The sequence below is a fragment of the Piscinibacter sp. PDB5-1 genome (genome assembly GCF_056676035.1).
Window position 1 is genome coordinate 25,494 of the sequence record NZ_JBWVZL010000006.1, and the last position, 17,010, is coordinate 42,503.

Consider the following 17,010-nt stretch of genomic DNA (forward strand, 5'->3'; position numbering starts at 1 on the left):
GACTCGTTGGAACACACACATCATGGCGACGCAACTCGACTTTCAAGAGCAAGAACAGATCGACCAGCTGAAGGCGTTCTGGAAGAGCTACGGCAACCTCATCACCACCGTCGTCACCCTCGCGCTGGTGGCGTTCGCGGGCTGGAACGGCTACCAGTGGTGGAAGCGCGAGCAGGCTGCCAAGGCTGGCGCGCTGTATGAAGAGATGGACCGCGTGGCCCGTGCGTCTGATGGCGAAAAGGCCACGCGCGTGTTCAACGACATGAAAGAGCGCTACCCGCGCACCGCCTACGCGCAGCAGTCCGCGCTGCTCGCCGCCAAGGCGCAGATCGAAAAAAACCAGCTCGACGCCGCTGTGGCGACGCTGACCTGGGCCGGCGAAAACGCCATCGACGAGGAGTACCGCACCATGGCCCGCCTGCGCGCGGCCGGCGTGCTGCTCGACCAGAAGCGCTACGACGACGCGCTCAAGCAGCTCGAAGGTGCCAAGGCCAAGCACTTCTTGCCGCTGGTGGCCGACCGCCGTGGCGATGTGCTGCTGGCCCAAGGCAAGACGACCGAGGCGCAAGCCGCCTTCCAAGAGGCTTATGCCGGCCTGGAAGCCGGTGCCGAATACCGCCGCCTCGTTGCCGCCAAGCTCACCGTCATGGGCGTGACGCCGCAAGAGCCGAAAGAAACCAAAGACGAATCGAAGGACAAGGCCGCTCAATGACCGGAAGTCGTCGCGTTCGCCTCCAGCGCCGGGCCCTCGCGGCGCTGGCCTTGACCGCCGCCGTGCTGGGCGGCTGTTCGAGCGGGCCGGACAAGCCCAAGCCGACGCCGCTGCATCCCATCGACCCCGCCATCTCGGCGCGGCAGGCGTGGTCCGAGCGCATCGGCAAGGTCAGTTTCCCGCTGCAGGTGGCGGTGGGCAGCAATGCCTTTACCGTGGCAAGCGACGATGGCGCCGTGGCCTCGTTCAATGCCGACACCGGCCAGGCGCTGTGGCGCGCCGATGCCGGTGCGAAGCTCAGCGCCGGTGTGGGCAGCGACGGGCGCTTCGCCAGCGTCGTGACACGCGACAACGAACTGGTCACCTTCGACACCGGCAAGCTGGGCTGGCGCAAGCCGCTGCCATCGCGCGTGGTGACGGCGCCGCTGGTGGCCGGTGAGCGCGTGTTCGTGCTGGCGCTCGACCGCAGCGTGCACGCCTTCGACGCACTCGACGGGCGCAAGCTGTGGACGTACCAGCGCCCGGGCGATGCGCTGACGCTCACGCAGCCCGGTGTGCTGACGGCCTACAAGGACACGCTGGTGGTGGGGCAGGGCGCCAAGCTGGTGGGCCTGGACCCCTTGCGCGGTGTGCCGCGCTGGGAAGTCGTCGTCGCTTCGCCGCGTGGCACCAACGAAGTCGAGCGCCTAGCCGACCTGGTGGGCCCGGTGGCACGTGTGGGCGAGGTGATGTGCATGCGCGCCTTCCAGGCCGCCATCGGCTGTGTCAACGTCGATCGCGCCAGCCTCGTCTGGGCGCGCAATGCCGGTGGCACGCAAGGCCTCGGTGCCGACGACCTGACCCTGCTCGCATCCGACGCGAGCGACCGCCTGAGCGCCTGGCGCCGTGAAGATGGCGCGCCGCTGTGGACGTCGGACAAGCTCGCGCACCGTGGCCTCACGGCGGCGTTGCCCGTGGCCAGCACCTTCGTCGTCGGCGACAGCGAAGGCGTGGTGCATTGGCTGGCGCGTGACTCGGGCGCGACGCTGTTGCGCATGACGACCGACGGCAGCGGCGTGGTCAGTGCCCCGGTGCGTGTCGGCTTCAATGTGCTGGTCGTCACGCGAGACGGCGGCCTCTTTGCGTTTCGCCCGCAATAACCGTACAGAGCCGCAAAGCAGCCCGCATGAAACCCGTCATCGCTGTGGTGGGCCGACCGAACGTCGGCAAGTCCACCCTGTTCAACCGCATGACCAAGAGCCGCGACGCCATCGTCGCGGACTACGCGGGCCTCACGCGCGACCGCCACTATGGCGACGGCCGCCTGGGCGACCGCGAGTTCATCGTCATCGACACCGGCGGCTTCGAGCCTGACAGCTCCACCGGCATCGTCAAAGAGATGGCCAAGCAGACGCGTCAGGCCGTCGCCGAGGCCGACGCGGTGATCTTCGTCGTGGACGTGCGCGCCGGCCTGTCGGCGCAAGACCACGACATCGCGCGTTACCTGCGCACCTGCAACAAGAAGGTGCTGCTGGCCGTCAACAAGGCCGAAGGCATGGCCGAGTCGCCGCACCTGGCCGAGTTCTACGAGCTTGGCATGGGCGAGCCGCACCCGATCTCGTCGGCACACGGGCAGGGCATCCGCAGCCTGCTCGAAGCGGCGCTGGCCGAGTTTCATTTTGACGAAGACGAAGAGGGCGGCGCGTCCGACGAGCCCAAGCCGATTCGCCTGGCGGTGGCGGGGCGCCCGAACGTGGGCAAATCCACCCTCATCAACACCTGGCTGGGCGAAGAGCGTTTGGTTGCCTTCGACATGCCCGGCACCACGCGCGACGCCATCACCGTGCCCTTCGAGCGGCACGGCCAGAAGTTCGAGCTGATCGACACGGCCGGCCTGCGCCGAAAGGGGCGCGTGTTCGAGGCCATCGAGAAGTTCTCGGTGGTCAAGACGCTGCAGGCGATTGCCGATGCCAACGTCGTGCTGCTGCTGCTCGATGCCACCCAGGGCGTGACCGAACAAGACGCGCACATCGCCGGCTACGTGCTCGAAAGCGGCCGCGCGGTGGTGATCGCCGTGAACAAGTGGGACGCGGTGGACGCCTATCAGCGCGAGACGCTCGAACGCTCGATCGCGTCGCGCCTGGCCTTCCTGAAATTCGCCCCGGTGCTGCGCATCTCGGCGATCAAGCGCCAGGGCCTGGGGCCGGTGTGGCAGGCCATCGCCGATGCCCATGCGTCGGCGAATCGCAAGATGACGACCCCGGTGCTCACGCGACTGCTGCACGAGGCCGTCGAGTTGCAGACGCCCAAGCGGGCCGGGCACTTCCGCCCCAAGCTGCGCTATGCGCACCAGGGCGGCATGAACCCGCCGGTGATCGTGATCCACGGCAACTCGCTCGAACACGTGACCGACGTCTACAAGCGCTACCTCGAAGGGCGCTTCCGCGAGCACTTCAAACTGGTGGGCACGCCGCTGCGCATCGAGATGCGTTCTTCGACGAACCCGTTCACCGAAAAAGACTGAGCCAATTCGCGCGTGTTGACGCGGCGCAGCACGGTGCTGTGTTAACGTGCCAGCCTTCTCCACTTCACATCACGGAGCATATCGTGAGCAATAAAGGGCAGCTTCTACAAGACCCGTTTCTGAACCTGCTTCGCAAGGAGCACGTTCCGGTGTCGATCTACCTTGTGAACGGCATCAAACTCCAAGGCCACATCGAGTCTTTCGATCAGTACGTGGTCTTGTTGCGTAACACCGTGACGCAGATGGTCTACAAGCACGCGATCTCCACCGTCGTGCCGGGCCGTGCGGTCAACTTCCACGCGACCGACTCGTCCCCCGAGCAGCCTTGAGCCCCGATCTCCGGCGCGAGACGGCTTCACCTTGACGACGGCGTCACCCACCGCGCCCCCAGGCGCCCTTGGGCTTCCCAAGGCCATCCTGGTGGGGGTCGATTTCGGCCCCGGCTCGACCTTCGATGCGAGCCTTGACGAGTTGGCCTTGCTGGCCGAGTCGGCCGGTGACCAGCCCGTGGCGCGCGTCACCGCCAAGCGCAAGGCCCCCGACCCGGCGTTCTTCGTCGGCTCGGGCAAGGCCGACGAGATCAAGGCACTGGTCGAGGGCCACCAGGCCCAGGCCGTGATCTTCGACCAGGCCCTCTCGCCGGCGCAGCAGCGCAACCTCGAACGCCACTTCGGCGTGGCGGTCGCCGACCGCACCATGCTCATCCTCGAAATCTTTGCCGCTCGCGCGCAAAGCCACGAGGGCAAGCTGCAGGTCGAACTGGCGCGGCTGCAGTACCTCTCCACGCGCCTCGTGCGGCGTTGGAGCCACCTGGAGCGCCAGCAAGGCGGAATCGGCACGCGCGGTGGCCCGGGTGAGGCGCAGATCGAACTCGACCGCCGGATGATCGGCGAGCGCATCAAGGCCGTGAAGCAGCGCCTTGAACGCGTGAAGCGGCAACGCGGCACGCAGCGCAAGTCACGCGAGCGCAGCGGCACCTTCCGCGTCTCGCTGGTGGGCTATACCAACGCTGGCAAGTCCACGTTGTTCAACGCCCTGGTGAAGGCGCGCAGCTATGCTGCCGACCAGTTGTTCGCCACGCTCGACACCACCACGCGTCAGCTCTACCTCGAAGACGCCGGTCGTTCGGTGTCGCTGTCCGACACTGTCGGCTTCATCCGCGACCTGCCGCACAAGCTGGTCGATGCCTTCGAAGCCACGCTGCAAGAGGCGACCGAAGCCGACCTGTTGCTGCATGTCGTCGATGCGGCCAGCCCGGTGCTTGACGAGCAGATGGCCGAGGTCGAGCGCGTGCTCGGCGACATCGGCGCGGCCGACGTGCCGCAGGTGCTGGTGTTCAACAAGGTCGATGCGCTCGAAGAAACGCAGCGCCCGCGCGTCATGGCCGATGTGATCGAGCGCAACGGCGTGCGCATCCCGCGCGTGTTCGTGAGCGCGCTGCACGGCCTTGGGCTGGCCGAACTTCGGCATACGATCAGCGCGGCGATGTCCGGTGAAGCCGGTCGCCGCGAAGACGACGACGCCACAATGCACCCCACGGGCGAATCGCCGGATGACGGGCAGCTGTCCAGTTCCACGGAACCCGATGCCGATGGGACGAAACGAAGCGGAACCTACTGACAACGACATGACCATGCGTTCAACCTCCACGACGCTTGATGGCTCCGGCTCGCCCGTGACCGAACTGGCCCGCGCGGCCAAGGCCCTCGTGCACGGGCTGGTCTCGGCCACGCGCCAGCGCCTGTTCGGCGGCCGCGCCGAGCCAATGCTCAACAACGGCGGCAACCGCGGCGACGGGCCTCCCGACCTCGACGAACTCTGGCGCGACTTCAATCGCCGCCTGAGCGGCATCTTCGGCGGGCGCGGTTCGCGTTCGGGCGGTGGCGGTGAGGGCGGCCCGAGCTTCCAGCCCGACATGAAGGGCGCCGGCATCGGCGTGGGGCTGATTGCCGGCGTGGTGGCGCTCATCTGGGCGGCCAGCGGCATCTTCATCGTGCAAGAAGGCGAACAGGCGGTCGTGACCTCGTTCGGCAAGTACAGCCACAAGGTCGAGGCTGGCCTGTCCTGGCGCTTTCCGTACCCCTTCCAGGCGCACGAGACGGTGTCGCTGACGCGCCTGCGATCGGTCGAAGTGGGCCGCACCTCGGTCGTGCCGGCCACCGGCTTGCGCGACTCGTCGATGCTCACGCAAGACGAGAACATCGTGGACATCCGCTTCACCGTGCAGTACCGCCTGCGCGACACGAAAGACTACCTCTTCGAGAACGACAAGCCCGACGAAGCCGTGGTGCAGGCCGCCGAATCGGCCGTGCGCGAGATCGTCGGCCGCAGCGTGATGGACTCGGTGCTCTACGAGCAGCGCGACGCCATCGCCTCGGACCTGATGAAGTCTGTGCAGGCGCAGCTCGACCGCTTGAAGACCGGCATCCTGCTCGTCAACGTCAACGTGCAAAGCGTGCAGGCACCCGAGCAGGTGCAGGCGGCATTCGACGATGCCTTCCGCGCCGGTGCCGACCGCGAGCGGGCGAAGAACGAAGGCCAGGCCTACGCCAACGACGTGATCCCCAAGGCCAAGGGCACGGCCGACCGCTTGCGCGCCGAGGCCGAGGGCTACCGTTCCAGCGTCGTGTCGCAGGCCGAAGGTGATGCCGAGCGCTTCTCGCAGGTGCTGACCGAATACCAGAAGGCCCCGGGCGTGACCCGCGACCGCCTCTACATCGACACGATGAAGCAGGTCTACTCGAACGTCACGAAGGTGATGGTCGATACGCGCAACAACTCCAACCTGCTGTACCTGCCGCTCGACAAGATCATGCAGCAGGCCGGTGCCGCCCCTGCGGCGACGCCCGCGCCGACAGCCACGGCCGAGCCCGGCCCGGCCAGCGCGAACACGGTTGATGCACGCTCGCGCGACGGTCAGCGCAGCCGCGACCGCGACGTCCGCTGAGCCCGTCAAAAGATCCAGGAACACCCATGAATCGAATTGGTTTGTTCATCGCAGGCGCGCTGATCGCGCTGATGGTGCTGTCGTCCACGCTGTTCATCGTTGACCAGCGCAATTTCGCGGTGGTCTACGCCTTGGGCGAGATCCGTGAAGTCATCACCACGCCCGGCCTGAAGGCCAAGCTGCCGCCGCCGTTCCAGAACGTGGTGTTCTTCGACCGCCGCGTGCAGACGCTCGACAGCCCCGAAACCCGCCCCATCTTCACGGCCGAGAAGAAGAGCCTCGTCATCGACTGGCTCGTGAAGTGGCGCATCTCTGATCCCCGCCAGTTCATCCTGAACAACGGCACCGAGATGCGCAACGTCGAAGGGCGTCTGAGCCCCATCGTGCAGGCCGCATTCAATGAAGAGGTCACCAAGCGCACCGTGCAGGCCATGCTGGCCACCGACCGCGAGCGCGTCATGCAAGGGGTGCGAGCCCGCCTGGCCGACGAGGCCAAGAGCTTCGGCATCGAGGTGGTTGATGTGCGCATCAAGCGCGTGGACTTTGCCGCCAACATCACCGACTCGGTCTACCGCCGCATGGAATCCGAACGCAAGCGCGTGGCCAACGAACTGCGCTCGACCGGTTCTGCCGAGGCCGAGAAGATCAAGGCCGATGCCGACCGCCAGCGCGAGGTGATCGTGGCCGAGGCCTACCGCGACGCGCAAAAGATCAAGGGCGATGGCGATGCCAAGGCCTCGGCGATCTTTGCCGGCTCGTTCGGGCGTGACCCGCAGTTCGCCGAGTTCTATCGCAGCCTCGAAGCCTATCGCTCGACTTTCCGCAGCAAGTCCGACGTCATCGTGATGGACCCGAACAGCGAGTTCTTCGGCGCGATGCGTGGAGGCGGCTCCGGTTCGCGCAAGTAAGCCTCGCCCATGGGCGATCTGTTGACGGCGGCCTTCGGGCTGATGCTCGTGGCCGAAGGCCTGCTGCCTTTCTTCAGCCCGGTGATCTGGCGTCAGGTGTTCGAGCGTGCGGTGCGCATGACCGACGGCCAGATTCGCTTCTTCGGGCTCGGCAGCATGCTGCTGGGCTTGGCGGTGTTGGTTTTCTTCACACGCTGAGCCCGTTTCTCGTGCCGGTCACATGCCAGACGCCCCGGCGTCGGCCGGTACAATCCTGTTTTTAATCCCCCTGGTCATTCCCATGTCGTCTGCTTGGCTGCTGCCCGAGCACATTGCCGATGTGCTGCCCGCGCAGGCGCGGCGCATCGAAGAGCTTCGCCGGGACCTGCTCGATGGCGCGCGCGGCTACGGCTTCGAGCTGGTGATGCCGCCGCTGCTCGAACACCTCGAATCGCTGCTGTCTGGCACCGGTCATTCGCTCGACCTCAAGACCTTCAAGCTGGTCGATCAACTCAGCGGCCGCATGCTTGGCGTGCGCGCTGACACGACGCCGCAGGTCGCACGCATCGACGCCCACTTGCTCAACCGCCAGGGCGTGACCCGCCTGTGCTACTGCGGGCCGGTGCTGCACACGCTGCCCGAAGGCCTGCACGGCACGCGCGAACCCTTGCAGTTCGGCGCCGAGATCTACGGGCACGCCGGTCTTGAAGCCGACCTCGAAGTGCAAGAACTCGCGCTTGATGCCCTGCAACGCGCGGGCGTGCGTGACCTCACCCTCGACCTGGGCGACGCGCGCATCGTGCGCGGCCTGCTGGCAGGTTTCGAGCAAAAGCCGGCCGTCGTCGAGCAGGTCTACGCGGCGCTGGCTGCCAAAGACGCGCCCACACTGGACGCGGTCACCCGCGACTTCCCGGCCGATGCCCGCCGCGGGCTGCTGGCCCTGCTGCGCCTGTATGGCGGGCAGGACGTGCTCGCCGCGGGCCGTCGCGAGTTGCCGGCCCATCCCTTGATCACGGCGGCGCTCGACCAACTGCAGTGGCTCATCGGTCATGTGCAGCAGGCGAACCCGCAGGTGCGGGTCGGCTTTGACCTGGCCGATCTCAGCGGCTATGCGTACTACAGCGGGCCTCGTTTTGCGATCTTCGCAGCCGGCCATGCCGATGCCATCGTGCGCGGCGGTCGCTACGACGAGGTGGGCGCGGTGTTCGGTCGCAACCGCCCGGCGGTCGGGTTCAGCCTCGACCTCAAGGCCTTCGCCGGCATTGCGCTCAACCGTCCGATGCGTCCGGCGATTCGCGCCCCCTGGGGCGAAGACCAGGCCTTGCGCAGCGCCGTTCGCGCACTGCGTGAACAGGGCGAGACGGTCGTTTGCATCCTGCCCGGCCATGAGCACGAGGGGCAGGAATTCGATTGCGACCGCGAACTGGTCGCCGTCAGCGGGCAGTGGCAGGTGCGTCCCTTGTGACGCGTCCTTCACCCACGCCATTTCTTCTTCTGAAGCGGAACAGAACACATGCAACAGACACGCAGCGGCCATAACGTGGTCGTCGTTGGCACGCAATGGGGCGACGAAGGCAAGGGCAAGGTCGTCGATTGGCTGACCGATCACGCCCAGGCCGTGGTGCGCTTCCAAGGTGGCCACAACGCGGGCCACACGCTGGTGATCAAGGGTGTGAAGACGGCGCTGCAGCTCATCCCCTCGGGGATCATGCGCGAGGGCGTCGCCTGCTACATCGGCAACGGCGTGGTGGTGGACCCGACCCATTTGCTGGGCGAGATCGAGCGCCTTGAAGCCATCGGCCTTGAAGTGCGTTCGCGCCTCTTCATCAGCGAATCGTGCCCGCTGATCCTGCCCTTCCACGTGGCCGTGGACAAGGCCCGCGAGGCGCTGCGCGAGACCAGCGGCGCGGGCAAGATCGGCACCACCGGCAAGGGCATCGGCCCGGCGTACGAAGACAAGGTCGCGCGTCGTGCGCTGCGGGTGCAAGACCTCAAGCACCCGGACCGCTTCGCCAAGAAGCTGCGCGAGTTGCTCGAACTGCACAACTTCGCATTGAGTGGCTATCTCAAGAGCGAGCCGCTCGAATTTCAGCCGATCTTCGACCACGCGATGAAGGTCGCCGAGCAGCTGAAGCCCATGCTGGCCGATGTCGGCTACACGCTGCACACGCGCCACAAGAAGGGCGACAACATCCTCTTCGAAGGCGCACAAGGCACGCTGCTCGACATCGACCACGGCACCTACCCGTACGTGACGTCGAGCAACTGCGTGGCAGGCAATGCGGCCGCGGGTGCGGGCGTTGGCCCCGACCTGCTGCATTACATCCTCGGCATCACCAAGGCCTACACGACGCGTGTGGGCAGCGGCCCGTTCCCGACCGAACTCGACATGGACACACCCGGAACGGTGGGCAACCATCTGTCGGTGGTCGGACAAGAGCGCGGCACCGTCACGGGTCGTCCCCGCCGTTGTGGCTGGCTGGATGCGGCGCTGCTCAAGCGCTCGATCATCATCAACGGCATCTCGGGTCTGTGCATCACCAAGCTCGACGTGCTCGATGGGCTGGCCGAGATCAAGGTCTGCGTGGGCTATGAACTCGATGGCAAGCGCATCGACATCCTGCCGCTCGACGCCGACGAGATCGAGGCCTGCCAACCGATCTACGACACCTTCCCGGGCTGGACCGAAAAGACCTTCGGCATCACCGAGTGGGACAAGCTGCCGCTGAACGCGCGCCGCTACCTCGAACGCGTGCAAGAGTTCATCGGCGCGCCGATCGACATGGTGTCCACGGGGCCGGACCGTGAGCACACGATCCTGTTGCGTCACCCGTACCAGGCTTGATGCCCAGTCCCAAGGAGCCCCGCATGCTGACCGAAGACGGCAAACACCTGTATGTGTCCTGGGACGAATACCACCTGCTGACCGAACGCCTGGCGCTGAAGGTGCATGCCTCGGGCTGGGAGTTCGATCAGATCCTGTGTCTGGCGCGCGGCGGGATGCGCCCCGGTGATGTGCTGTCGCGTGTGTTCGACAAGCCGCTGGGCATCATGTCTACCAGCTCGTACCGAGCCGAGGCCGGCACCATTCAAGGCCGCCTGGACATGGCCAAGTACATCACCTTGCCGAAGGGCGAATTGGCTGGTCGTGTGCTACTGGTCGATGACCTGGCGGATTCGGGTGTGACCTTGCGCGCGGTGGTCGAGCGACTGCGGGGCATGCCCGCCATCAGCGAATTGCGCTCGGCGGTCATCTGGACCAAAGGGGTGTCCACGTACACGCCGGATTACTACGTCGAATTGCTGCCCACGAGTCCGTGGATTCACCAGCCATTCGAAGAGTACGACAGCCTGCGCCCGGACGGACTCGCCAAGAAGTTCGCGATCTGAGCGCTGGCATTGAAACCCGTCGCATGACCCGCTTGTTGCGTGCGACGTTGGCCGAATGGCACAGAGACATGATTGCTTTCTGTGCCTTCGCAAGCACCAATGAAAAAGGCCGCATACTGCGGCCTTCATCGGTGTCTAACTCGTTTAACTTTACTTCCAACCCATCAACTGATGGTGCCCAGGAGAGGACTCGAACCTCCACGGAGTTACCCGCTAGTACCTGAAACTAGTGCGTCTACCAATTCCGCCACCTGGGCATCTCAGGAAGACCGAGATCATATCATCAAAAAGAACACTTTCCAAAATTCGTCTCTCATCGGCAACGAACTGATGAGTGAAGTCGAGGGCACTGTGCAAGGCCACCGCGATGGCCACGGGTTCCTGGTGCGAGATGACGGACAGCCCGATCTGTACCTGTCGCCGCAAGAGATGCGCGCGGTGCTGCATCGAGACCGCGTGAAGGCGCGGATCATTCGCTACGACCGCAAGGGTCGCCCCGAAGGACGCGTGCTTGAGATCACCGAGCGCAAGAAGGCTCCGATCATCGGTCGCCTGCTGCACGAGAGTGGCGTGTGGCTGGTGGCCCCTGAAGACAAGCGTTATGGGCAAGACATCATGGTGCCCAAGAACGCCATTGCCAATGCAACGGCAGGGCAGGTGGTCGCCATTGAATTGACCGAGCCGCCCTCGCTTTATTCGCAACCGATGGGTCGCGTGACCGAGGTGCTGGGCGAGATCGACGACCCTGGCATGGAGATCGAGATTGCGGTGCGCAAATACGAAGTGCCGCACCGCTTCTCGCCCGAGACCTTGTCGCAAGCGGCGGGTTTGCCGGACAAGATTCGGCCCGTTGATCGCAAGGATCGTATCGACCTCACCGACGTGCCGCTCGTCACCATCGACGGTGAAGATGCGCGTGACTTCGACGATGCGGTGTATTGCGAACCCGTGAAGACCGGTCGCGGCAAGAGCGCATTCGATGGTTGGCGATTGGTCGTGGCCATTGCGGACGTGAGCCATTACGTGAAGCCGGGCGAGCCGATCGACGACGACGCCTACGAGCGCGCCACGTCGGTGTACTTTCCGCGCCGGGTCATCCCGATGCTGCCCGAGAAGCTCTCGAACGGGCTGTGTTCGCTGAACCCGAACGAAGACCGTCTGGCAATGGTGTGCGACATGCTCATCACCAAGGACGGCGGCATTCACGCGTACCAGTTCTTCCCGGCGGTGATCTGCTCGCATGCGCGCTTCACCTACACCGAGGTCGCAGCGATTCTGTCGAACACGCGCGGCCCCGAGGCTGCACGTCGCAAAGACTTGGTGCCGCATCTGCTGAACCTGCATGAGGTCTATCGCGCGCTGTTGAAAGAGCGCGCCAAGCGCGGCGCGGTTGATTTCGAGACCACCGAGACGCAGATCATTTGCGACGACAACGGCCGCATTGAGAAGATCGTGCCGCGCACGCGCACCGAAGCGCACAAGCTGATCGAAGAGGCGATGCTGGCCGCCAACGTGTGCTCGGCGGATTTCATCGCGAGTGCCAAACACCAGTCGCTGTACCGCGTGCACGAAGGGCCGACGCCCGAGAAGAAGACGCTGCTGCAGAACTACCTCAAGACTTTGGGGCTGGGGCTCAGCGTCAGCGACGACCCGAAGCCGTCTGAATTTCAAAGCATCGCCGCGGCCACGAAAGACCGGCCTGATGCCATGCAGATCCACACCATGCTGTTGCGCTCGATGCAGCAGGCGATCTACACCGGCACCAACAGCGGCCACTTCGGCTTGGCCTACGAGGCCTACACGCACTTCACGAGCCCGATCCGCCGCTACCCCGACTTGCTGGTGCACCGGGTCATCAAGGCTTTGTTGCAAGGTAAGCGCTACAGCATCGTCACCGGGGCCGTTGAGACGCTCGCGCGGGCCAAGAAGAATGCGCATGCCGAGGACGAGACCTGGGAGATCGCCGGTGCGCATTGCAGTGCCAACGAGCGACGCGCCGACGAAGCCTCGCGCGACGTCGAGGCCTGGCTCAAGTGCCGCTACATGCGCGAGCACCTCGGCGAGGAATACAGCGGCACGGTGAGTGCGGTGACAAGCTTCGGCCTCTTCGTGCAGCTCGATGGCCTGTATGTCGAAGGGCTGATCCACATCACCGAACTCGGCGGCGAGTACTTCCGCTTCGACGAGGCGCGGCAAGAGCTGCGCGGCGAACGCTCGGGCATCCGCTACACCGTCGGTGCGCGTGTGCGCGTGCAGGTCAGCCGGGTGGACCTCGATGGCCGCAAGATCGACTTCCGCCTGGTGCGAGATGGCGAGGACGCCGCCGTTTTGCCGCGCAACCGTCGCGACCGTTCGGCTGACCGCCCGGCCGACAAGGCCACCACCGCGGCGGCAGAACTGGCGGCCATCAAGGAGGCCGATCGCGTGGTGAAGTCCGCGTCGAAGCGCAGCCGCGCCGCCGCCGGTGGACACCCGGTGCGTGCGGCGAAGGATGCGGCTCGGCAATCGACCGGCAAGGCTGCGAGCAAAGGCACGCGGCGTCGTTGACGGTACGCACGGCGCGGTGCCTGCGCGCCGACGCTGTGCGACTCAAGGCGCGTTGGACGCGCGGTGCATCGCCTCGACCAGGTCGGCCGCGCGCAGCGGCATGACGCCCTCGGCATCGGCTGCGGCCCCATGCCACCACACGGCATTCAACGCGGCCGCGAGGGCGGCCTCGGGCGTGGGGTGGGCGCCCTGAGCGGCCCAGCGGCCGGCCATCCAGCCCGCCAGGACATCACCGGTGCCCGCCGTGGCCAGCGCGGCATTGCCGGTGGGATTGATCCACGTCGGCGCATCGGGGCATGCGATGACGCTACCGCTGCCTTTCAGCACGACCACACAGTGAAAGCGCTCGGACAGGGCGCGCGCCGCGTTCTGGCGATCGGCCTGCACGGCGGCTGCCGGCGTGCCGAGCAGCCGACCGGCTTCCAGCGGGTGGGGTGTGAGGACGGTGGCGTGTGCGTGCGCGGCGCGCGCGGTGAGCAAGGCCTGCAGCATGGCGTCGGCCGCGATGGCGTTGAGGGCGTCGGCATCGAGCACCAGTCGGGGGGCCAGGCTCAGTACCTGTGCCAGATCGGCGCGCACGGCGTCGCCGCCTCCGCACCCGCAAACGACGGTGGAGGACTTCAGTGCCTGAACCTGCGCGGCCGAACCGTGCGGGCGGACCATCAACTCGGGCCGCAACGTGTCATGCGCAAGGTCAGCCCGCGCATCGAGCAACTGCAGATACACCCGCCCGGCACCGGCCGCGTGCGCAGCGCGCGCGGCGAGCACGGCTGCGCCAGTCATTCCCGGGGCTCCGCCGACCACCAGCACATCGCCGAAGCTGCCTTTGTGCGACGCGTGGTCGCGCGGCTTGTCGCAGGCGACCTCGGGGCCTGCCAGCCAGGCGTCGGCCGATGCGCCGGATGGAAGCACGTTCAGCGTGTGAAGCCACACGCGGCCGGCATGGTCGCGGCCGGCACCGGTGAAAAGCCCCGGCTTGGCCGTCAGCAGCGACAGCGTGTGCGAGGCGCGCACGCAGGCCTCGCCGAGCGGCTGGCCCGTGTCCGCGTTCAAGCCCGAAGGCAGATCGACCGCCAGCACGGCGCAGGGCAGGGCGTTGAGCCGCGCGATGCATTCGGCCATCGCGCCCTGCGGGGCGCGTTGGGCGCCGAGGCCGAGCAGGGCGTCGATGGCGATGTCTTCGGGGGACAGCGAAGGCGCCGCCACGGACGCATCGGTGATGGCGATGCCGGCTGCGAGCGCCTTGTCGTACGCGGCGCGGGCGTCGGCGGGCAGTCGGGCCGCATCGCCGATGAAGCTCACCTGAACCTGCCAGCCGGCGTCGTGCAGGTGGCAGGCGGCCTCGAAGCCATCGCCGCCGTTGTTGCCAGGGCCGGCGGCCACCCACACGCGTTGGGCATGGGGTGCCAGGGCTCGCGTGAGCTGCGCGACGGCGCGCCCGGCACGTTGCATCAACGCGTGGGCGGGCAGAGGCGACTGGGCGTCATGCTCGATGCGCCGGGTGGCATCCACGCCGTGCAAGGGGCAGGCCGCAAGGCTGGGAAGAAGGGCGCGCATGGCCAGGAAGTGTGATGCAGCCGAAGCGAGCCCGGTGCGCTCAGCGGTGCCAGCGCTCCGGCGCCAGGCCGGTCGGGTCGATGGACGGCAGGCGCTGGGCGAGGCCATCGGCCACCAGGCGGGCCGCGCCGGAGGCCAGCGCCCACCCGGTGTGTCCATGGCCGGTGTTGATCCACACGCCGGGAATGCCGCTCGCACCGATCGCAGGCAGCCCGTCGGGCAGCATGGCGCGTGCGCCTGCCCAGCGCTGGGCTTGGCTCATGTGGGCGACGCCCGGAAACCAGTCGTCCAGCGCGCGGTACAGCGACGCCGGCAACTCGCCGCTTCGTGCCACGCCGCCAATGCGTGCGCCACCACTCACGCGCACGCGGTTGCCGATGCGGCAGATGAGCACCTGCCGCGCCTCGTCAACGACCGCTGCGCGGGGGCCAGCGTCTGGATGTGCCTCGTGGTGGCGCAGCGCGGCGGTGAGCGTCCAGCCGTGTACGGCCATCAGTGGCAACTTCACACCCAGGTTGGCGAGTAGGGTGCCGCTGCCCAGTCCGCCGCAGACGACGACTGCGTCGAAGCTCTCGGTGATGGGTTCTGCCTCGTCGCCGCCAGCGCCCTCTTCGCTGCTGGGTGTCACCAAGGTCGATTCAGGCGAGGACGCGGTCAGGTGCGTGATGCGCAGCGGCTTTCCCGTCTCGATGTGCTGAACCGCGCAGTGCATCTGAAAGCGCACGCCCAAGCGCTGCGCTTCGTTGCGCAAGAGCAGGGCGAACTGCCGTGCGTTGCTCGCCTCGGCTGTCGGCAAAACCACGCCGCCCTGCAGTTCGCGGTCGGCATTGAGTCCGGGTTCGAGGCTTCGGCACTGGCCGGCATCGGCCCATTCCGCGCGAACGCCCAGTGCTTGAAGCGCCCCCAGGTGCTGCTTCAGGCGCCCGGCGCTGGTCGCGTCGCGCGCCAGCAGCAGGCTGCCGGCAAGGTGCTCGTGTTCGAACTTCAGCGCCTTCGTGATCGCCTGCACGCGTTGCTCGCTGAAACTCTGCAGCCGCACATGCCGCGCCAACAGGTCGTTCGCATGCCTGGGCTTGAGCGCGCGTCGCATGCGCAGGGTCCATCGCCAAGCCGAAAGGTTGCGCGCGACGTGCGCTGCGGCCTTGGGGTTCAGCAGCGGCACCCAGCCGGGCGCTGTGACGCCCCCGGCGGACCACGGCCATGCGCCCCCCGGCATCGACAGGCCCGCGTGCGCGAAGCTGGCTTCGGCGGCGACGCTGCCGCGCTGCTCGTAAACGGTCACGGAATGGCCATCGACGGCCAGTTCATAGGCCTGTGCCACGCCAACATTGCCCGCCCCGATCACGGCGATGCGCATCAGTGGCCCCTCGGTGCGACCAGCGCACATCGGGTGAAAGGGTGGGCTGCAGCGGCACTCCACGAGCCTTGCTGGGTGCGCTCGCAGATCGCGCTCAGTTCATCTGTCATGAGAAGGGCCGCCGTGCGGCCGTGCTACACTCTACGGGTTTATCTGAATGCCGCCCATGTCGGGCAGCTCGGACGAACAAATCGCGAATTCGGCCACTGAAGGTGTTGCGCTGCTTGAAGAGTCTCTTCGCAAGTTGAGACCCATGAAATCAAGCGTTGCAATTCAGGCGGAATTCTAGAACCAACCTTTGGAGTTGCCATGTCAGTCACGATGCGTGAAATGCTGGAAGCCGGTGTCCATTTCGGTCACCAAACCCGCTTCTGGAACCCCAAGATGGCTCCGTACATCTACGGCCATCGCAACAAGATCCACATCATCAACCTCGAGAAGACGCAGCCGCTCTTCAACGACGCGATGAAGTTCATTCGCCAGCTGTCGGCCCGCCGCGGCACGATCCTGATGATCGGCACCAAGCGCCAGGCGCGTGAAGTGATTGCCCAGGAAGCCAAGCGCGCCGGCATGCCCTACGTCGACCAACGCTGGCTCGGCGGCATGCTGACCAACTTCAAGACGGTCAAGGGTTCGCTGAAGAAGCTCAAGGACATGCAGGCGCAAGTCGAGTCGGGCGCTGAAATCCGCATCAAGAAAGAAGCTCTGCTGTTCCAGCGCGACCTGATCAAGCTCGAAAAGGACATCGGCGGCATCCAGGACATGAACGCGTTGCCTGACGCCATGTTCGTCATCGACGTCGGCTACCACAAGATCGCCGTCGCCGAAGCCAAGAAGCTCGGCATTCCCGTGATCGGCGTGGTCGACTCGAACCACTCGCCTGAAGGCATCGACTACGTCATTCCCGGCAACGACGACTCGTCGAAGGCTGTCGCGCTGTACGCCCGCGCCGTGGCTGACGCCGTGCTGGAAGGCAAGAACAACGCCACTAACGAGGTCGTGCAAGCCGTTGCTGCTGGCAGCGACGAATTCGTGGAAGTTGACGAAGCCGTCTGAGCTTTGCCCCCTCGCCCGAGTGCGAGATGAGAAAGGGGCTGCTTCAGCCCCTTT

General features: G+C 66.2%; 15 protein-coding genes and 1 tRNA gene. 13 read left to right on the forward strand and 3 right to left on the reverse strand.

The annotated features are described in order from the left end of the window. The first annotated feature begins 22 nt into the window (after positions 1-22). From AC1KAT_RS21490 to AC1KAT_RS21540, 11 genes are all read left to right on the forward strand, one after another. On the forward strand, positions 23-712 hold the full coding sequence (locus AC1KAT_RS21490) for a YfgM family protein (RefSeq protein ID WP_480329272.1): 690 nt from the start codon (positions 23-25) through the stop codon (positions 710-712). Beyond that, a complete protein-coding gene (gene bamB, locus AC1KAT_RS21495) occupies positions 709-1,851 on the forward strand; it encodes an outer membrane protein assembly factor BamB (protein WP_480329274.1) in 1,143 nt (380 codons plus the stop codon). The genes AC1KAT_RS21490 and bamB overlap by 4 nt, the downstream gene beginning before the upstream one ends. 26 nt (positions 1,852-1,877) lie before the next feature. Then, entirely contained in the window at positions 1,878-3,215 is a 1,338-nt protein-coding gene (gene der, locus AC1KAT_RS21500; RefSeq protein ID WP_480329276.1) for a ribosome biogenesis GTPase Der, read from the forward strand. Positions 3,216-3,298: 83 nt separating this feature from the next. Next, positions 3,299-3,544 carry an RNA chaperone Hfq gene (hfq, locus tag AC1KAT_RS21505; protein ID WP_480329278.1) on the forward strand — a complete coding sequence of 82 codons (246 nt, stop codon included), beginning with the start codon at positions 3,299-3,301 and terminating at the stop codon, positions 3,542-3,544. A gap of 31 nt (positions 3,545-3,575) precedes the next feature. After that, positions 3,576-4,835 carry a GTPase HflX gene (hflX, locus tag AC1KAT_RS21510; RefSeq protein ID WP_480329280.1) on the forward strand — a complete coding sequence of 420 codons (1,260 nt, stop codon included), beginning with the start codon at positions 3,576-3,578 and terminating at the stop codon, positions 4,833-4,835. A gap of 145 nt (positions 4,836-4,980) precedes the next feature. Beyond that, positions 4,981-6,162, forward strand: a complete 1,182-nt coding sequence (gene hflK, locus AC1KAT_RS21515) for an FtsH protease activity modulator HflK (RefSeq protein WP_480329364.1) — start codon at positions 4,981-4,983, stop codon at positions 6,160-6,162. A gap of 26 nt (positions 6,163-6,188) precedes the next feature. Then, entirely contained in the window at positions 6,189-7,070 is an 882-nt protein-coding gene (hflC, locus tag AC1KAT_RS21520; protein WP_480329282.1) for a protease modulator HflC, read from the forward strand. A 9-nt stretch (positions 7,071-7,079) separates the two neighbouring features. Then, a complete protein-coding gene (locus tag AC1KAT_RS21525) occupies positions 7,080-7,268 on the forward strand; it encodes a DUF2065 domain-containing protein (RefSeq protein WP_480329284.1) in 189 nt (62 codons plus the stop codon). A gap of 82 nt (positions 7,269-7,350) precedes the next feature. After that, on the forward strand, positions 7,351-8,514 hold the full coding sequence (locus AC1KAT_RS21530) for an ATP phosphoribosyltransferase regulatory subunit (protein WP_480329286.1): 1,164 nt from the start codon (positions 7,351-7,353) through the stop codon (positions 8,512-8,514). 48 nt (positions 8,515-8,562) lie between these two features. Further along, positions 8,563-9,894, forward strand: a complete 1,332-nt coding sequence (locus AC1KAT_RS21535; protein ID WP_480329288.1) for an adenylosuccinate synthase — start codon at positions 8,563-8,565, stop codon at positions 9,892-9,894. Positions 9,895-9,917: 23 nt separating this feature from the next. After that, positions 9,918-10,439, forward strand: a complete 522-nt coding sequence (locus AC1KAT_RS21540) for a phosphoribosyltransferase (RefSeq protein ID WP_480329290.1) — start codon at positions 9,918-9,920, stop codon at positions 10,437-10,439. A 172-nt stretch (positions 10,440-10,611) separates the two neighbouring features. On the opposite strand, the gene AC1KAT_RS21545 is transcribed toward AC1KAT_RS21540, so the two are convergent. Then, positions 10,612-10,696 (reverse strand) — tRNA-Leu (locus tag AC1KAT_RS21545). 73 nt (positions 10,697-10,769) lie between these two features. Here AC1KAT_RS21545 and rnr point away from each other — a divergent pair. Further along, complete coding sequence (gene rnr, locus AC1KAT_RS21550) at positions 10,770-12,986, forward strand: ribonuclease R (protein ID WP_480329292.1); 2,217 nt, start codon at positions 10,770-10,772, stop codon at positions 12,984-12,986. Between the two features lie 42 nt (positions 12,987-13,028). Here the strand turns inward: rnr and AC1KAT_RS21555 are convergent, their stop codons facing one another. Continuing rightward, the gene (locus AC1KAT_RS21555; protein ID WP_480329294.1) at positions 13,029-14,543 is read right to left on the reverse strand and encodes an NAD(P)H-hydrate dehydratase; all 1,515 of its coding nucleotides are present in this window, start codon (positions 14,541-14,543) and stop codon (positions 13,029-13,031) included. A 40-nt stretch (positions 14,544-14,583) separates the two neighbouring features. Then, entirely contained in the window at positions 14,584-15,900 is a 1,317-nt protein-coding gene (locus tag AC1KAT_RS21560) for an FAD-dependent oxidoreductase (protein WP_480329296.1), read from the reverse strand. A 309-nt stretch (positions 15,901-16,209) separates the two neighbouring features. On the opposite strand from AC1KAT_RS21560, the gene rpsB reads away from it, so the two are divergent. Then, on the forward strand, positions 16,210-16,956 hold the full coding sequence (gene rpsB, locus AC1KAT_RS21565; protein WP_480329298.1) for a 30S ribosomal protein S2: 747 nt from the start codon (positions 16,210-16,212) through the stop codon (positions 16,954-16,956). Positions 16,957-17,010 lie beyond the last annotated feature (54 nt).